This is a genomic window from Acinetobacter sp. ACNIH1 (assembly GCF_002934695.1).
Classification (GTDB): domain Bacteria; phylum Pseudomonadota; class Gammaproteobacteria; order Pseudomonadales; family Moraxellaceae; genus Acinetobacter; species Acinetobacter variabilis.
Genome location: NZ_CP026420.1, coordinates 2,887,525 through 2,904,544 on the forward strand (window position 1 = coordinate 2,887,525; position 17,020 = coordinate 2,904,544).

20 protein-coding genes are annotated in these 17,020 nt (G+C 44.4%); 12 read left to right on the top strand and 8 right to left on the bottom strand.

What is annotated here, in order from left to right:
• Nucleotides 1-148: 148 nt before the first annotated feature.
• On the bottom strand, nucleotides 149-1,423 hold the full coding sequence (locus C3F22_RS14085) for a replication-associated recombination protein A (RefSeq protein ID WP_104426762.1): 1,275 nt from the start codon (nucleotides 1,421-1,423) through the stop codon (nucleotides 149-151).
• Nucleotides 1,424-1,660: 237 nt separating this feature from the next.
• On the opposite strand from C3F22_RS14085, the gene C3F22_RS14090 reads away from it, so the two are divergent.
• Nucleotides 1,661-3,823 (top strand): putative bifunctional diguanylate cyclase/phosphodiesterase, encoded by a 2,163-nt coding sequence (locus tag C3F22_RS14090; RefSeq protein WP_104426763.1) that lies wholly within the window; start codon nucleotides 1,661-1,663, stop codon nucleotides 3,821-3,823.
• Nucleotides 3,824-3,867: 44 nt separating this feature from the next.
• Here the strand turns inward: C3F22_RS14090 and C3F22_RS14095 are convergent, their stop codons facing one another.
• Nucleotides 3,868-4,320 (bottom strand): YcgN family cysteine cluster protein, encoded by a 453-nt coding sequence (locus C3F22_RS14095; protein ID WP_004781392.1) that lies wholly within the window; start codon nucleotides 4,318-4,320, stop codon nucleotides 3,868-3,870.
• A gap of 192 nt (nucleotides 4,321-4,512) precedes the next feature.
• On the opposite strand from C3F22_RS14095, the gene C3F22_RS14100 reads away from it, so the two are divergent.
• Entirely contained in the window at nucleotides 4,513-4,671 is a 159-nt protein-coding gene (locus C3F22_RS14100; protein ID WP_004647174.1) for a DUF1328 domain-containing protein, read from the top strand.
• Between the two features lie 84 nt (nucleotides 4,672-4,755).
• On the opposite strand, the gene murJ is transcribed toward C3F22_RS14100, so the two are convergent.
• Together murJ and ampD are read right to left on the bottom strand one after the other, a co-directional pair.
• A complete protein-coding gene (murJ, locus tag C3F22_RS14105; RefSeq protein ID WP_171248451.1) occupies nucleotides 4,756-6,306 on the bottom strand; it encodes a murein biosynthesis integral membrane protein MurJ in 1,551 nt (516 codons plus the stop codon).
• Between the two features lie 53 nt (nucleotides 6,307-6,359).
• A complete protein-coding gene (ampD, locus tag C3F22_RS14110; protein WP_104426764.1) occupies nucleotides 6,360-6,956 on the bottom strand; it encodes a 1,6-anhydro-N-acetylmuramyl-L-alanine amidase AmpD in 597 nt (198 codons plus the stop codon).
• Between the two features lie 181 nt (nucleotides 6,957-7,137).
• Between ampD and nadC the strand changes: the two genes are divergently transcribed.
• Nucleotides 7,138-7,983, top strand: coding sequence for a carboxylating nicotinate-nucleotide diphosphorylase (gene nadC / locus C3F22_RS14115; protein ID WP_104426765.1), 846 nt, complete (start codon nucleotides 7,138-7,140; stop codon nucleotides 7,981-7,983).
• An 87-nt stretch (nucleotides 7,984-8,070) separates the two neighbouring features.
• On the opposite strand, the gene C3F22_RS18750 is transcribed toward nadC, so the two are convergent.
• Nucleotides 8,071-8,193, bottom strand: a complete 123-nt coding sequence (locus tag C3F22_RS18750; RefSeq protein ID WP_005232802.1) for a hypothetical protein — start codon at nucleotides 8,191-8,193, stop codon at nucleotides 8,071-8,073.
• Nucleotides 8,194-8,342: 149 nt separating this feature from the next.
• Complete coding sequence (rph, locus tag C3F22_RS14120) at nucleotides 8,343-9,059, bottom strand: ribonuclease PH (protein ID WP_004781384.1); 717 nt, start codon at nucleotides 9,057-9,059, stop codon at nucleotides 8,343-8,345.
• Nucleotides 9,060-9,253: 194 nt separating this feature from the next.
• Here rph and C3F22_RS14125 point away from each other — a divergent pair, with 194 nt between their 5' ends.
• Nucleotides 9,254-9,883: a TetR family transcriptional regulator gene (locus C3F22_RS14125; protein ID WP_004781383.1), complete on the top strand. Its 630-nt coding sequence runs from the start codon at nucleotides 9,254-9,256 to the stop codon at nucleotides 9,881-9,883.
• 99 nt (nucleotides 9,884-9,982) lie between these two features.
• Here C3F22_RS14125 and C3F22_RS14130 read toward each other — a convergent pair whose 3' ends face one another.
• A complete protein-coding gene (locus C3F22_RS14130) occupies nucleotides 9,983-10,600 on the bottom strand; it encodes a thiol:disulfide interchange protein DsbA/DsbL (RefSeq protein WP_005232804.1) in 618 nt (205 codons plus the stop codon).
• A gap of 226 nt (nucleotides 10,601-10,826) precedes the next feature.
• On the opposite strand from C3F22_RS14130, the gene ubiG reads away from it, so the two are divergent.
• The 5 genes from ubiG to C3F22_RS18385 all read left to right on the top strand — a co-directional run bounded on the left by ubiG (nucleotide 10,827) and on the right by C3F22_RS18385 (nucleotide 14,021).
• Nucleotides 10,827-11,555 carry a bifunctional 2-polyprenyl-6-hydroxyphenol methylase/3-demethylubiquinol 3-O-methyltransferase UbiG gene (gene ubiG, locus C3F22_RS14135; RefSeq protein ID WP_034170270.1) on the top strand — a complete coding sequence of 243 codons (729 nt, stop codon included), beginning with the start codon at nucleotides 10,827-10,829 and terminating at the stop codon, nucleotides 11,553-11,555.
• Complete coding sequence (locus tag C3F22_RS14140) at nucleotides 11,552-12,241, top strand: HAD family hydrolase (protein WP_034170271.1); 690 nt, start codon at nucleotides 11,552-11,554, stop codon at nucleotides 12,239-12,241. The genes ubiG and C3F22_RS14140 overlap by 4 nt, the downstream gene beginning before the upstream one ends.
• Before the next feature lie 49 nt (nucleotides 12,242-12,290).
• On the top strand, nucleotides 12,291-13,037 hold the full coding sequence (locus tag C3F22_RS14145; RefSeq protein ID WP_104426766.1) for a YciK family oxidoreductase: 747 nt from the start codon (nucleotides 12,291-12,293) through the stop codon (nucleotides 13,035-13,037).
• A gap of 225 nt (nucleotides 13,038-13,262) precedes the next feature.
• The gene (locus tag C3F22_RS14150; RefSeq protein WP_004781373.1) at nucleotides 13,263-13,682 is read left to right on the top strand and encodes a hypothetical protein; all 420 of its coding nucleotides are present in this window, start codon (nucleotides 13,263-13,265) and stop codon (nucleotides 13,680-13,682) included.
• A gap of 183 nt (nucleotides 13,683-13,865) precedes the next feature.
• Nucleotides 13,866-14,021 carry a hypothetical protein gene (locus C3F22_RS18385; protein ID WP_171284731.1) on the top strand — a complete coding sequence of 52 codons (156 nt, stop codon included), beginning with the start codon at nucleotides 13,866-13,868 and terminating at the stop codon, nucleotides 14,019-14,021.
• A gap of 53 nt (nucleotides 14,022-14,074) precedes the next feature.
• On the opposite strand, the gene C3F22_RS14155 is transcribed toward C3F22_RS18385, so the two are convergent.
• Nucleotides 14,075-14,284 (bottom strand): hypothetical protein, encoded by a 210-nt coding sequence (locus tag C3F22_RS14155; protein WP_034170274.1) that lies wholly within the window; start codon nucleotides 14,282-14,284, stop codon nucleotides 14,075-14,077.
• A gap of 44 nt (nucleotides 14,285-14,328) precedes the next feature.
• On the opposite strand from C3F22_RS14155, the gene C3F22_RS14160 reads away from it, so the two are divergent.
• From C3F22_RS14160 to argA, 3 genes are all read left to right on the top strand, one after another.
• A complete protein-coding gene (locus C3F22_RS14160; RefSeq protein ID WP_004781371.1) occupies nucleotides 14,329-14,724 on the top strand; it encodes an RcnB family protein in 396 nt (131 codons plus the stop codon).
• Nucleotides 14,725-14,946: 222 nt separating this feature from the next.
• Nucleotides 14,947-15,321 carry an RcnB family protein gene (locus tag C3F22_RS14165; RefSeq protein WP_104426767.1) on the top strand — a complete coding sequence of 125 codons (375 nt, stop codon included), beginning with the start codon at nucleotides 14,947-14,949 and terminating at the stop codon, nucleotides 15,319-15,321.
• A gap of 132 nt (nucleotides 15,322-15,453) precedes the next feature.
• Nucleotides 15,454-16,797 carry an amino-acid N-acetyltransferase gene (gene argA, locus C3F22_RS14170; protein WP_104426768.1) on the top strand — a complete coding sequence of 448 codons (1,344 nt, stop codon included), beginning with the start codon at nucleotides 15,454-15,456 and terminating at the stop codon, nucleotides 16,795-16,797.
• Nucleotides 16,798-17,020: the final 223 nt, after the last annotated feature.

Genomic DNA, 17,020 nt, shown 5'->3' on the forward strand with positions numbered 1-17,020 from the left:
CTTAATATTACTGCATCCCAGCAACATCCCCAGCAGATGCAATCCATCTGATGTTGTCGGCTAGATTTATACCCTTACCCTCTAGGATGTATCTCCCCCAAGACATCCTATTTCAGCCCAATTCTCCTTGAATTGGGCTTTTTTTTATTTATTGCTGCTGTTGTTTCTTCTGCCAGCGACGTTGTTGTAAACGTTCGCCTTCCACTTCACGCTTATTACGTGCCGATTCGTACAGCTTGGTGCCTTTCAGCTCAGGCGGTAGGTAATCTTGCAGGACAAAATGTTCCGGATAGTTATGCGGATACAGATAGTTTACCCCATAACCCTGCTCTTTCATCAACTTGGTCGGTGCATTACGCAGATGTAAAGGCACTGGCAAATTGGCCGTTTTTTCAGCCAGATCCATCGCTTTATTAATGGCGAGATAGGTACTATTACTTTTGGCACTGGTCGCCAGGTAAACCGCACATTGTCCCAGAATAATCCGGCATTCCGGCATGCCAATCGCTTGAACTGAGCGGAAACATTCGCCCGCCAGCAATAAGGCATTCGGATTGGAATTGCCAATATCTTCGGACGCCGCAATCAGCATACGGCGGGCAATAAAGACCGGATCTTCACCGCCTTTGAGCATGCGTGCCATCCAGTACAGGGCTGCATCCGGATCACTACCACGAATCGACTTGATGAAGGCCGAAACCAGATCATAGTGCTGCTCGCCAGACTTGTCATAACGGGCAATATTCTGCTGTGCGACTTTGACCACAATCGCATTGGTAATGGTATTTTCCTGATCAGCCTCAAAAGTGCTGGCAATCAGATCTAGCAGATTAAGTGCCTTACGTGCATCCCCCGCGGCAAACTGTAATAAGGCGTCAAATTCTTCAATCTGAATATAGCGTTCCTGCAGAAATTTGTCAGTCTGAATGGCCTGAGTCAGTAAAGTCTGAATCGCTTTATCACTCAGCGCATTCAAGGTATAGACCTGACAACGTGACAGCAAGGCACTGTTGACTTCAAAAGATGGATTTTCCGTCGTCGCGCCAATCAGGGTAATTTTGCCTTTTTCGACGGCATTCAGCAGTGCATCCTGCTGGGATTTATTAAAACGGTGAATCTCGTCAATAAACACTACAGGCGTCAGCAGATCACCACTTTCCGCAATGACTTCACGCAATTCTTTCACACCGGTATTGAGTGCAGACAGGCTGATAAATGGCCGGTCCACCGCTTGGGCAAGTAGCAAGGCAATCGTGGTTTTACCTACTCCAGGTGGACCCCAGAAGATAATCGATGGTAAATGCCCTTGGTCAATCATCTGACGTAGAGGTGCATTCTCTCCAAGCAAGTGATCCTGCCCGATAATTTCTGCAAGGTCGCGAGGCCGCAAGCGTTCTGGAAGCGGGATATGACTGTCTGACATCTTATTATTGGCTCAAATTAAATTCTGCTTTCATTCTAACACTGGTAGTTTTGATTCCAATATTTCAAACATTTATGAGAAAAATTTAATTTATGTAAGAAATCTCTATTTTTTTTACAATGAATGGATTAATCTTATGAAAAGTAGATAAATAGAACATGATTAATTACAGGTTAATAACCTTGTAAATTTCACATTATCTCATATTAATTAGAATGGACTTGAGCAACTGATTGGATGCTCTTTGGGTGGTATCGGTGGGGATGCATGAAGCATAATAAATCTGGACGAACAACTGCAGAATGCGCTGATTCGCTTATTTCAACCTCGATACAATCTTCTAATGAACAACAGGCAAAATCCAGATTATTACAAGATCTGATCAATGATGTGCCGCATCCGCTTTGGGTGCTGGGCAAGGATAATATTGAATATTTTAATCAGGCACTTTCGGATTATTTAGGTACTAATTTAAGTGAATATGGTCCTAAAGAATGGCAAAGCCTGATTCATCCAGATGATCAGCCAGCGTTTTCTGAGCAATGGCATGCTGCCCTGAATCAGCAACAAGGCTTTAATACCCAGTGCCGGATTAAATCGGCTGATTCCAGCTACCATATGTGTGCCTTGGCCATCAAGTTTCAGCATACAGCAGAACATCTGCTGCAATGGTCGGTATCACTGACCGATATCCATGAATATTTTGAGATTCAGCAACAACTGTCTCAGGTGATTTCTACCCAGAAAAACATGCTGGATGCCAGTGTCGATTGTATTAAAGTGATGTCTCCACAAGGCGAAATCCGTCATATCAATCAGTCAGCCTGTCATAAGTTAGGGATTGATCCTGAACAGCAGCCTGCCCCGCATTCATGGTTAAGCCTGTTACCCGCTGAAGTTAAAAAAACCGGACAACGCGCTTTAAAACAGGCTGCTCAAGGTTTAAATAGCCGTTTTGTAGAAAAAGCCCAGACGGAGAATGAGGACCCACAATACTGGGATCATTTACTGACTCCGGTATTGGACGAAAATAATATTCCCCAAAATATCCTGTGTGTTTCACGCAATGTCAGTCAGCAAAAAATAGCTGAAAGCCGTTTAAAAGCCGTAATTCAGCGTGATGAGCTGACCGGACTGTATAACCGCAATGCCTTTTATAAGACCTTTAAACAGGTACTGCTAAAAGCCAAGCAACAGCAAATAATGGTTGGCCTGCTCCTGATCGACTTAGACTATTTCCGGCATATCAATGACACTTTGAGTCATATTGCCGGGGACCATTTGCTGCATGTCTTGGGCAAGCGTTTTCAGGCCTGTTTTGGCTCAAACAATATAGTCGTTGCCCGTCTGGGTGGCGATGAGTTTGCTATTTTAGTCAAAAACCTGGAAAACGAAGCCCAGCTGATTAATACTGCACAACTGGCCTATGCCCAACTGGAACAACCAGTAAGTTATGTCGGCCATCGTATGAGTATCGGTATGAGTATCGGTTGTACCGTTTATCCGCGTGATGCCCAGAATAGCTCTAACCTGCTGAAATGTGCCGATATTGCCCTGAATGATCTGAAAAATAGTGGTCGTGGCGGGATTCGCATGTTTAATCAGGAGATGTTCAAATCACTGGAAAACATGACCAAACAACTGACGCTGGCACGCAAGATTATTCATGCGGATCAGATTATTCCTTATTATCAGCCTAAGGTCCGCCTTTCTGATGGTGAGGTGATTGGTTTCGAAGCCTTACTGCGTTGGCAGGATCAACAGCATCAGATCCAGTTACCCTCTCATATTTTTTCTGCTTTCCAGGACTATGATCTGGCTTCGCGCATCAGTGAAACCATGCAACTAAAAGTCTTTGAGGATATGAGCCGCTGGCAAGCCGAGGGTCTGGATATACTGCCAATTTCAATCAATGCAGCTCCAGTTGAATTCCTGCGCGATGACTATGCTGAGAAATTCCTGGCTCGTTTATCCCGATTCGATATTCCTGCACATAAGGTTGAACTGGAAATTACCGAGCAGAGCTTATCAGAAGGCGGAGCAAATTATGTGATCCGGGCACTAAACCTGCTGAAAAAACATGGAATTCATATTTCTTTGGATGACTTCGGTACCGGTCATTCTTCCCTGAACCGTTTGCAGGAATATCCGGTCGACTGCATCAAGATTGATCGCAATTTTGTAGAACGCATGAATAATGATCCGTCTGCGCTGGCCATTGTCAAAGCCATTACCCAGATTGGTTCCAGTATTTCTCTGGATGTACTGGTCGAGGGTATTGAGAATACCGAACAGCTGGACACGCTGATTAATTGTGATTGCCAGATCGGACAGGGTTTTTATTTTTACCGACCTATGTCGGGGTCTTCAGCACAGCAACTGCTACAGCAGGCCGCTTAATTTTTTTTATTTAATTATTTGACGGGGTTGGATTGCGCTAACAGCTAGCGCACCCAGCGTACGATATATTCATCAATTTCATCTTCATCAATATCGACTTCACTTAAGCAGCGACCAGCAGCAGATTTTTTGGCCTGAATTACGCTTTGTCGTGAACCTGTCTTCAGATAATGCCAGGATGGCAGGCTTTTCCCTTCAGCAACTCGGCGATAGGCACAGCTTGATGGCAACCAGTGAATGGTGTCCAGTTTCTCAGGTGTTAGCTGGATACAATCCGGCACATATTGCAGCCGGTTCGGATAATCCGAACAGCGGGCAGTTTTACAGTCCAGTAATTTGCAAGCCACTTTGGTATAGGCAACTTCGTGGGTGTCTTCATCTTCCAGCTTGATCAGGCAGCAAAGCCCACAACCATCACAAAGCGCTTCCCATTCTTCTGGCGTCAGCTCAGTGAGACTATATTTTTTCCAGAAGTATGGACGTAAGGCATCAGACATAATCAAAACGGCTATGGTAAAAATCAGCTTATTATACCAAGTCTCAACAAAGGAAATGTAGGGACGTGAATCTTATTAATATCACGTAAACTATTGTTAAATCAGAGACAGTACATCAACAAAACACTAACAGTGCCCAAAATCGAATATTCCTATACTGGATTTGAGAATAAAAACACATGGAGAATTGATATGTTTCGCTGGGCTATTATTTTTGCTGTGATTGCCTTAATTGCCAGTCTACTTGGTTTCGGTGGAGTAGCAGGATTATCTAAGGATTTCGCGATTATCTTATTGGTGATTGCCGTTATTCTTGCCATTGTTGGTTTCCTTTCTCGCGGCAAGGTCTAGCGACTGAGTTTTGCTTAAGGAAAAGTTTGCTACAGAAAAAACAAGAGCCATTTGGCTCTTGTTTTTTTATGCGCCCAAAATGGATTACGGTTTGATATGGCGTGGTCTGAAACCAGCAGCCACCAGTGCAGCCAAATACGCCACGACTCCCACCACACATAAAATCAACACTTCCAGTACACGCATCCACTGTGATACATCACCATTGTACCAGCTCAGTGCATAGGCCAAAGCTGCAATCATCACCACATTGGCAAACATGAATTGCAGGAAGATTTTTTTCCAGTGCGCCCCAAAACGGAAAATATTGCGTTGATGCAGATAAAAATACAGCAGACCCGCATTGACCATGGCTGAACCGGTCGAAGCCAGTGCCAACGCCATATGTTCTGCTTCCCAATGAATCAGCTTAAAGAAACCAATAAAGATCACGTTCAGAATTGCATTGGCTGCTACAGCCATTAAACCAACGCGTACCGGTGTACGGGTATCTTGCTGGGCATAAAAGCCGGGAGCAAAGACTTTAATCAACATAAAAGCAATTACACCGCCACTCATACATTGCAATGCCAGCGCCGTCATCTGGGTATCTTCAAAGGTGAACTGTCCACGTTCAAATAATGCCTGAATAATCGGTGTTGACAGCATGAACAGGGCAATACTGGCTGGCAAACCCACCAGTACGATGACTTTCGCCGCCCAGTCCATCATGCCGCGGAATTTTTCCGGATTCTTTTCTGTATGCTGTGTGGATAAAGACGGCAGAATCACGGTACCGATTGCCACGCCAATCAAACCCAATGGTAACTCGGTCATCCGTTCAGCACTATACAGCCACGACACTGAACCGTCCTGCATGAAAGAGGCCCAAACTGTATTCAGTAACAGGTTGATCTGGGTGACGGATACGCCAAACAAAGCGGGTAGCATCAGTTTCATGATGCGATCCACCCCTTCATGCTTGAAGTCTACTTTCGGTGGAATCAACAGGTTTTTACGCCATAACTCTGGAATTTGGATTGCCAGCTGCAAAATCCCGGCAATCACGACGGCCCAACCTAGCGCCATAATCGGCTCTGCCATAAAAGGCGTGAGCCAGAGCGCACCGGCAATCATGGCAATATTCAATAAAACTGGAGCAAAGGCTGGCGTACTAAAAGAGCCATAACTGTTCAGAATACTGCTGGCAAAAGCCGTTAATGACATAAACAGCAGATAAGGAATAGTCAGACGGAACATGTCTGTGGCCAGCGCAAACTTTGCTTCATCGCCATGGAAGCCTGGCGCATAGATATACATGATCACAGGTGCGGCAATGATGGCAATCATGGTTAGGGTGGTCATGAAGGTGGCCAAACAGCCAAAAACCCGGCTGATCAGGATCTGTACTTCAGCATGGGTACGGCTGGTTTTATATTCAGTCAGTACCGGAATAAAGGCTTGGGAGAATGCCCCTTCTGCAAATAGCCGTCTGAAAAAGTTTGGAATACGAAATGCCACCACGAAGGTATCGAAATCTTTACCGGCACCGAATACATTCAGTAAAACCACATCCCGGACCAATCCCAGAACCCGCGATAACATGGTCATCGCACTGACAATTACGGTCGAACGCCAAAGCGCCATCCTATTCACCTAATAATTAATTTGGGCCTATTGTAATGAAACTTGCAAAAGAAGTTCATTGCTTAATCACATGACTTCCTGAAGGGTCTTGGGTTCTTATAATGTTGTAACTGGGCACGAAAAGCACACCAGTCAAAATACGGTCCCGGATCGGTTTTACGTCCCGGTGCAATGTCCGAATGTCCGGCAATATGCTGCTGCATTTTTGGATAATAGTTTTGTAAACAGGCGGTGACTTTGACCAAGGCATCATATTGTGCCTGTTCAAACGGCAGGTCATCACTGCCTTCCAGTTCAATCCCGATGGAATAATCATTACATTCTTTTTTGGCCAGATAGCTGGAACGACCTGCATGCCAGGCCCGGTCATTGAAATTCACAAACTGCAGTACTTCACCAGAACGTAAAATCAGCAGATGTGCAGATACCTGCATGCCTTCAACAGTCTGAAAATACGGATGCACTGACCAGTCCAGCTGGTTCTGAAAAAACTGTTCAATATAACCACCACCAAACTGTGACGGTGGCAGACTGATGTTATGGATCACCAGTAACTGAATGTCGGTATGTTCAGGCCGCTGATTAAAATTTGGAGAAGGGATCTGGCGCGCCCCGAGCAATTGCCCGTCCCGGATTTGAAACTCAGCTGCCTGTTGCATAAAACTGTCCTGTACAAAAATAAAATCTGCAATATCAGGATTGCAGCCGGCTTAATGCTAAAACTTTCATAGGCAAATCTCAATTCATCTCGGCAGACTGTATGAAAAATCGCTCATTTTAATGTAACGGTGTTAAGATAACGCACAATTTTTCACGGCTAAAAAAGATACGGAAATACTCATGAGCATATCTCAGGCTTTGCTAGAACAGTCGATTCAGATCAATATTCAACAGGCACTCTCCGAAGATATTGGCGATGGTGACATTACTGCCCTGCTGACTCCTGAAGATGAACAGGCGACTGCCACGATTATTAGCCGTGAAGCAATGGTTCTTGCTGGTCAGCCTTGGGTCGATGCCTTGATTCAGGCCTATGATCCGAGTGTAGAAGTGATCTGGCTAAAAAATGACGGCGATCATGTCGCTGCCAATGAAGCTTTTCTAAAACTGGCCGGTTCTGCACGTAGCTTGCTGACTGTAGAACGCCCTGCTCTTAACTTTGTACAGACGCTGTCTGCAGTTGCGACCAAGACGGCAAACTATGTCAAAGAGCTGGAAGGTTTGAATACCAAGCTCTTAGATACCCGTAAAACGCTGCCAGGCTTACGTATTGCCCAAAAATATGCAGTCGCTATCGGTGGCGGTCAGAATCATCGTCTGGGCCTATTCGATGCTTTCTTGATTAAGGAAAATCATATTATGGCGGCTGGTGGCATTCGCCAGGCGATTGCCAAGGCGCACCAGATTGCACCGGGTAAACCGGTGGAAGTGGAAGTTGAAACCTGGGATGAACTGAATCAGGCACTCGAAGCCCATGCCGATATCGTGATGCTGGATAATTTCAGTCAGCAGCAAATGATTGATGCGGTCAAACATGTGGCTGGCCGTTGCAAACTGGAAGCTTCAGGCAATATCACCATTGATAACTTACGTGAAGTGGCGAGTACAGGCGTAGATTATATTTCGATGGGCGTATTGACCAAAGATGTGAAGGCTATTGACCTATCGATGCGTTTTAATGGTTAAAGTCTTATTATTTAAAAAGGGTGCCATAGCACCCTTTTTCTTATTCTCAAGGATATAAATCATAGAGGTTGAATGGCCTCTACTCTGTTAATTGGTATCACTTCCTCGTTCCATATTTGCACCATCGCGGTTTTCATCACGAGAATTCGAGTCACAGGCAGTTAAACCCAGTACAGCAAATACTGAAAATGCCATCAACCATATTTTCATGTTATAACCCTCTGAATGAGATTTGGTGAAAGATCATCGCTTAAAACAGGGGTTACACAGTAGACAGATCCTGTTCATTTTTTGTCAGGCAATGTGTAGCTATAATAAAAAAACGCATCCGAAGATGCGTTTTTTACAGCTTGAAAGACTTACCAGCCCAAAGCTTCTTGCTGTTTCTTGATCAGTTCCTGAATCCCTTTTTCAGCCATGGCTAGCATGTCATTGCATTGCTCACGGGTAAATGGCTTATCTTCAGCAGTCCCCTGAATTTCAATAAATTCACCTGCCTGAGTCATCACGACATTTAAGTCAGTCTGACAGTTTGAATCTTCTTCATAGCAAAGATCTAGTAGTACTTCATCTTTAAAGATACCTACAGAAATTGCAGCCACTAGACCCTTAAGTGGGTCCTGTTTGATTTTCTTTTTCTCAAGCAATACATTCATGGCATCAATCAATGCTACTGCAGCACCCGTAATTGATGCAGTACGGGTACCACCATCTGCCTGGATCACGTCACAGTCAATAGTAATGGTATTTTCACCGAGTTTTTTCAGATCGACCATTGAACGTAGGCTACGACCGATTAAACGCTGAATTTCCTGAGTACGGCCACTTTGTTTGCCACGAGCAGCTTCACGATCACTACGGGTATGTGTTGAACGTGGCAGCATGCCGTATTCTGCTGTTACCCAGCCTTGGCCCTGACCTTTCAGGAAACGTGGTACAGAGCTGTCCACACTGGCAGTACACAGCACTTTGGTATGACCAAATTCAACCAATACGGAACCTTCCGCATAACGTGTATAGTTACGGGTAATTTTCACTTCACGTAATTGATCTAATGCTCGTTGGTCGATACGCATAATAGGTCCTGCTGTTGACTAAAAATAATTGCGGCTCAGTATAACAGAAGCCTCCGCCAAGATTGGGACAGAGGACAGATCATTTACAAAATCACTGGACACGCCTTGCTTGTATAGATTTTTCAGTCCATCTGCTCTACTGCGATGGGCAGATGTTTTTTGCTAAACTGCAGATCTGCTGAAGGAAAATCCCTATGTCTTTACGTGAAGAACGCAAGCAACAAAGCCGTCAGGCCCTCCTCGATGCTACCTTGGCATTGAGCAGCCGTGGCCATGCATTTAGCAGCATCAGCCTGCGCGAAATCACTCATGAAGTCGGACTGGTGCCTGCCGCATTTTATCGACACTTTCAGAATATGGATCAGTTGGGACTGGAACTTCTGGATCAGGTGTCGATTCATCTCAAAGGTGTGCTGAATCAGTTGGGACCTGCAGACTTTTCTCTGGATGAGCTTTCATCTAAGATCGAACTGTTTTTTCAGGCAGTTGATGCTCATCCCGAAGCCTGGACATTTGTTAGTGCCGAACGTTGGGGCGGTTCCAATATTCTCAGACAAGGGATTGAGCGGGAAATTCATTATCTGACCCAAGACTTGCGGCATACCTTGGAACAGATTCCAGCCACCCAGCAATCTCCTTTTCCAGCCGAGTTAACTGCACTGGCACAGATTCTGGTTCCTCTCGCATTAAACTGGGCTATGGGCTGGATTCAGCTTCAGGCACAACCTGATCTTGAACTGCGACAAACTCGGATAAATGACTTCAAAGCCCAAAGCCTAAAGCAGTTAGAACTGTTATTTCGTGGAATTTTATCTCAAGCCTGAGATCTCATCTGAGTGAAATCTATTTCGCAGTTCAATTTTATCCTGATATAAAAAAACCCACATATAGATGCAGGTTTTTAGATTCATGCAGATCTGGTGTTATTTAGCTTTACGCTCTTTCTCAACCAGATAATTTACCACTTGAACTACTTTGGCACCATCGCCCTGAACTACATACTTACCGTTCACAGTTACCGCTGGTACACCGCTTAACTGATAAGTCGCAGCCAGATTTTTGGCCTGTGCGATTTTTGAAGAAATCGGGAATGATTTATAAGTGGTATTAAATTTCGCTTCGGAAATACCATAACGGGTATAGAACTTGGCTAATTGAGCCTGTTCCAGAATTGGCTGTTTCTTCGCATGAATATCATGGAATAGCTGCAAATGTGCTTTTTGACGAACACCTAGAGCTTCAGACACATAATACGCACGAGCTGCCTGTTCCCATAGCGGATTCATCGCGGCTGGGGTACGTACAAAACGTACATCTTTAGGCAATTTTTTTAACCAGCTTTGCATGTGTGGTTCAAGAGAATAGCAGTGACCACAGCCATACCAGAAGAATTCACGGACTTCAATTTTCCCCGGCTTTTCAACTTTTACTGGATTCGCCAGGACTTGATAGTCTTGACCTGCTACAAAGTTGGCGGCCATTGCACTGCCAGAAAATGCCAAAACAGATGCGGCTACAGTGCCTAAAATAAATTTTTTCATTGGGATTATCGTCCTCTAAATCATTATGTCTAATTTATGGCTTCACTATAAAGTAATTATGCCGGTTTCGTTTTTATTCTGTGAACTTTTTTACAGCTTTTATCGCTTTTTTTTTCAGAATCGCTACACTAAACAAGTGTACTGATTTACAAGAAGTTAAATCTGTTTATACCGCCTCTGGGCGAACTCAAATTTTAAATAATCACGACTGATTGAGGTGACACCGATGTCGCAATTGAATGTTGATCCACAAGAAATTGCCAAGTTTGAAGCATTTGCAGCTATATGGTGGGATCAGCATTCCGAGTTCCGCCCATTGCATATGATTAATCCCCTGCGTCTCAACTGGATTGATGAACATGCTGGTGGCTTGAGCGGCAAGAAAGTGCTGGATGTAGGCTGTGGCGGTGGAATCCTGTCAGAAAGCATGGCGCGCCGTGGTGCTCAGGTGCTGGGCATTGATATGGGCGAAGCGCCACTGAATGTGGCACGCATCCATGCCGAGCAGGAAGGTGTCAGCAATATTGAATACCGTCAGATTCCAGTAGAGCAACTTGCAGAAGAACAAGCCGGTCAATACGATGTCGTGACCTGTATGGAAATGCTGGAACATGTACCTGATCCAGCCTCTATTATTCAGGCCTGTTATAAACTGGCCAAACCGGGTGGCCATGTCTTCTTCTCGACCATTAACCGTAATCCAAAATCTTATCTGTTTGCGATCATCGGTGCAGAATATATCCTGCGTATGCTGGCCAAAGGTACACATGATTACAGTAAATTCATCAAGCCGTCTGAACTGGCACATGACATCCGCAATGCCGGTTTAAAACTGAAAGATATGACTGGTCTGCATTATAACCCGCTGACCAAGCGTTACTGGCTGGCACCGAATGTCGATGTAAACTATATGGTGTATACCGTTAAAGAAAGCGCGCAAGAGGCCACCCAATGAAGGCTGTTCTATTCGACCTCGATGGTACTTTAATTGATACCGCGGCTGACTTTATCCGGATTATCCAGCATATGTGCCGCGAAGCTGGCCGTGACGTGGTGGAAGCTGATCTGATCCGCACCCAGGTTTCAGAAGGCGCTCGAGCCATGGTCAAGCTGGTCTATCCAGAACTGCAACTGGAAGACCCGGTTTTCTTGGACCATCGCCAGCGTTTTCTGGATATGTATGGTGCAGATATTGCAGTAGATACAGACCTGTTCAGCGGAATGTATCCTTTACTTGAAGAATTAGAGGAAAATGATATCCCTTGGGGAATCGTGACCAATAAACCGCGCTGGTTGAGCGAAGCTTTACTCAAAGCTTTAAACTTGACCGAGCGCTGTGCCGTACTGGTCTGTCCGGAAGATGTGACTCGAACCAAGCCAGATCCGGAGCCGATGTATCTGGCTGCTCAGCAGTTACAGCTGGCTGCAGAGGACTGCATCTATGTCGGGGACCATCCACGTGATATTGATGCAGGCCGCAATGCCAAGATGTATACCATACTGGCAGCATACGGTTATTTACCACTGCAATACAAAGATGACTTAACAGCTTGGCAAGCCGACTATATAGTGAATACAGTGAATGAGTTACATCAGCACATTCAAAAACTGGTCTTGAGCGAGCCAAGTGTCCTGTCTTGATTCCTGAAACTACTGAAGACACTTAACAATAATAATGAGGAGGTAGATAATGAAGCATTCAGAATATCAACCTCGCCCCGATCTGTTAAAAGATCGTATTATCCTGATCACGGGTGCGGGCGATGGCATTGGTCGTGCAGCAGCAATCAGCTATGCTCTGCATGGAGCAACTGTAGTTCTGCACGGGCGTACCTTAAACAAGCTTGAAGTTATCTATGATGAGATTGAAAGCTTGGGTGCGCCGCAACCTGCCATTCTCCCATTACAGTTATCTAGTGCCTCTGAACGTGATTATGAATTATTGCTCGACACGCTCGATCGCCAGTTTGGCCGTTTAGACGGGATTTTGCATAATGCCGGTATTTTAGGCGAGCGAGTACCACTGGCAGATTATCCGGTTAATGTCTGGGATGATGTCATGGCGGTTAACCTTCGTGCGCCTTTTGTGATTACCCAAGCCCTGTTGCCCCTGCTGGAAAAATCCAAACACGCTTCTGTGGTCTTTGCCAGTTCCGGTGTAGGGCGCGAAGCCCGGGAATGCTGGGGCGCTTATTCAGTTTCAAAAATTGCCATTGAAGCAGTGAGCCAGTTATTTGCCAAAGAACGGGTCAATTCGAATATCCGCTTTAACTGTATCAATCCGGGTGCTACACGTACAGCAATGCGTGCCAAGGCTTATCCGAATGAAGATCCGAAAACCTTACCGACACCGGATTCCATCATGCCAGCCTATCTGTACCTCATGGGTGAAGATAGCTTGCATATGAACGGTCAAAGTATTAATGCGCAGGACTAATCTTTAATTGACACCTATTTAAAAGCCAATGTCCGCATTGGCTTTTTGTTTTTTTAAACTCTATAAAGATAAGACCCATTTGAAAGCTGGCTTATTCTTCTGCCCAATTCATCCAGATTTCAGACTGAATCAGCCAGACCCTTCTTATTTCTACAATACTGTCTTTATTCAGTTCGCTGCAAATTCCCCTATACTAGCGCCAACAGATTTTTATTTGAGTGCAACATGACTGACTTAAACAACATCACCGTGACGACTTTGGAAGATGGCATGGTCTCTCTGCTGGTCGATCAGCAGCCGATCTCTGAAAAATACGGCATGAAGTTTGATGCCAGCATTGTCGATGACATTCAGGCACTCGAAAATGGTCAAAAACTGAAACTGTTTGACCAGTTTGTCTTTTCCCATACCGATCTGAATTTTGAACATTCCTATCATTATGTGACGGGTATCGAAAAGCTGGACGATCGTTATCAGGTAGCGAAACACTTTGTCTATCGCATCAAGATCGAAGGTCAGCCTGAAATTGAACATGTGATCAGCAATCAGGGCAAAGCAATGACAGCAGAAGATGTGCGTACTTTTATTCAGGCACATGTACAGAAATCCCTAAGTGACTATACTGATCTGAACTATGCCTATTAAGATCGTTCATTAGATCCCGAAAGAGCACATTTACAGATGATGCTCTTTTTTTATCCTTAAATTCTTTAAAAAACAGATATAAATCGTTTTAACAAATCAATAATATAAAATTATTCGGTTTTCCAAATTAATATAAAATTTTTATAATGCTTTTCAAGTTAAATCAAAGCGAAGGAAAATTAAATGGCAGACCAAAAACGTAAAACTGAAACTATTCGTCGTATTGAAAACTTGCAGTTATCAACTGTCCTGATTTTGGCTTTAGAAGATGCAGTCGAGGCAGAGTCTGTGGCTGAAGCCATTCAGTCCTTACAGGGTTTAACGGAACAGTGGAACTGAAAAATTGCAATGACCAAATCAAGATCCGGTGTTTAAAAAGAATATTTTTTCCACTAATTTGAGACGGTTTTGATACACAATTCAGGACATTGCGCTTGCATCTTGATCCCGGTTTTGCTGAAATGCCAATGGGGCTGGGCATAACTGGTCAACTGACTGAAGTGCATCCTAAGCTTATGTAAAATCATGGCATAATCATAATTTCTCTGTAATTGATATAAAACTTCAGCCAGTTCTTCACAGTTTCTCTGCAATTTTTCCATACATTAGTTACTGTAGAAAATGAACAATTGAATGAGGGTTCAACATGAAAAAGGTTCTGGTAGCATTGGCAATGTCCTGCAGTGCATTCATGCTGGCAAATGTTGCAAACGCTGCCCCTCATTTCAATGATGAACAGCGTATGGAACGGGGTCCGGGTCATCATCAGGCCAAGAAAGCGCGTGAGTTCCATGACGATCACCAAGACCAGTATGATAAACGTCGTATGCGTGAAGAACGTGGTGTTAAACGTCTGCAACAGTTACGCTGGCAGCCAGGCTATGTCATGCCGCAGCATTATCGCAGTAATGGCTACAAGGTCGAATATAAGGATCATAAACTGCCTAAACCAGACCGTAAGCAGCAATGGTACAAAGTCAACAATGACTACATTCTGGTGAACTCTGAAAATAACAGTATTGTCCGGATCATCGGAGACTGATTCAGAACCTGATGCAAAGCCCAACCTCGTTTGGGCTTTTTGATTTTTCGGATGAGCCTTTTTAGGCTTTTTCTTATTTTAGAGCTTTCCTTTTAATCGTGGCTAATCTCCTAAATTCCTTCATGCACTTAACAATTCCACTAAACTGGCCTCACGCTTTCTATCCACTTATTCGCTAATTTAATCTCATCGAAAACATGTACAGATTTTTAGGTGAGAGCCATGAAAAAAGTTTTAACTACAATTGCCTTATCTCTTAGTGCGCTGGTTGCTACTTCTGCAATGGCAGCACCGCAGCATCATGATCCACGTTATGCACCGCATAAACCATTACCACACTGGGATCATAAAGATGCGAAAAAATGGGATGATCGCCGCGATGACCGTCGTTATAACAACCGTGGGGTTAACCCAAGCCGTGACTGGCGCGTAGGTCAAAAACTGCCAAACCAGTATGACAACCGTCGCTTTGAAGTCAGTGGCTATGAAGCACGCCGTTTGCCGAAAGCAGGTAAAAACCAGCAATGGTACAAAATCAATGGTGACTATGTACTAGTCAACGATCGTAACGACAAGATTGTTCGAATCATCAACTAATCATTCCCTTTTCTGCCCTTCTAGCAGACACCTGAAGCTCGCTTCAGGTGTTTTTTTATATCTGTACTTCCACTTCAGTATTTTTTCATTAGAATCAAAGCTAGATCTTTAAATGTTGAAATAGGCACAGCTATGACTGCAGCAGAAACCTCACCGAGCAACACCTTGCAATACGTGCACTGGTTTCGCCATTCTGCGCCTTATATCAATGCTCATCGCAATAAAACCTTTGTGATCATGTTTGATGGTGAAGCGGTATCGCATGATAACTTTCAGCACATCATTCATGATATTGCCCTGCTCAATTCTTTAGGAATCCGTCTGATTCTGGTGCACGGCGCGCGTCCGCAGATTAACCAGAATCTGGCTGCGAGTGGCTTCGAGACCCCTTTCCACCAGCAGCGTCGGGTGACGACTCGTGAATCCTTAAGTTGTGTACTGAATGCAGTAGGATCGATCCGTTTACAGATTGAGGCCTTACTGTCGATGGGACTGGCCAACTCACCTATGTATGGTGCGCGCATTGATGCCGTTTCAGGAAATTTTGTGACAGCCAAACCTTATGGCATCCGTGACGGGGTCGATTTTCAGTTAACTGGTGAAGTTCGGGCCATTGATACCGATGCGATTCAACGTCATCTGGACAATCATAATATTGTGATTCTCGGTCCGACCGGCTATTCAACCACAGGTGAAGTTTTTAACCTTCTAGCTGAGGAAGTCGCAACCAAAACTGCGACTCGTCTTAAAGCCGATAAACTAATTATCTTGGGTCGACAGCATGGTCTGCTCGACAGTAAGGGTCAGTTAAAACGGGAAGTAACCCCACAGCAACTGGATGACTATATTCTTTCTGATGAACAGGATATTGAAATTCGGCTCCAGCTCAAGGCCGCTCAGGAAGCGTCCCGAAATGGCGTCAATCGCGTTCACCTGATTTCGTATACCTATGACGGCGCCTTGCTGGAAGAACTGTTCACCCGGGATGGTTCCGGCACCATGATCACCGATGCGCATTATGAAGAAGTGCGTATGGCCGACATTCAAGATGTCGGTGGCTTGATCCGTTTGCTCCGCCCCATGGAAGAAGAAGGCATTCTGGTTTACCGTTCGCGGGAGCGTCTGGAAAATGAAATTGACCAGTTCGCCGTAATTGAGCGTGATGGCATGATTCTGGCCTGTGCAGCCCTGTATCCGATTCCGACTACGGGCAATGAACTGCGTTCTGCAGAAATCGCCTGCGTTGCAGTAGATCCAAGTTACCGTCAATCCAACCGCGGTAGCCAGATCCTGCATTATCTGGAAGATAAAGCCAAAAGTCTGGGTATTCAGCAACTGTTTATTTTAACGACCCGTACTGCACACTGGTTTCTGGAACAGGGTTTTGAACCGGCATCAGTAGATGATTTGCCCGATGCCCGACAGGCTTTTTATAATTATCAGCGCAATTCAATTGTCTGTAAAAAGTCACTTTAAAGTGACTTTTTTTATGCGCTCTCATATTTTTATTTTAGATAACGATATTCATAAAACCTGCATTCAGTATAAAAATCTTATTGCTGATTTTCTAATAAGCATATCTGGCCACTTTATTTAGAATAAATAATTTTATATTTCATTATCTTATATTAATTACTCTTTCTTCCTAAATTAATATGTAAATCACTTTCCTGCATAAGTTTTGCACTTTTTTATTTAT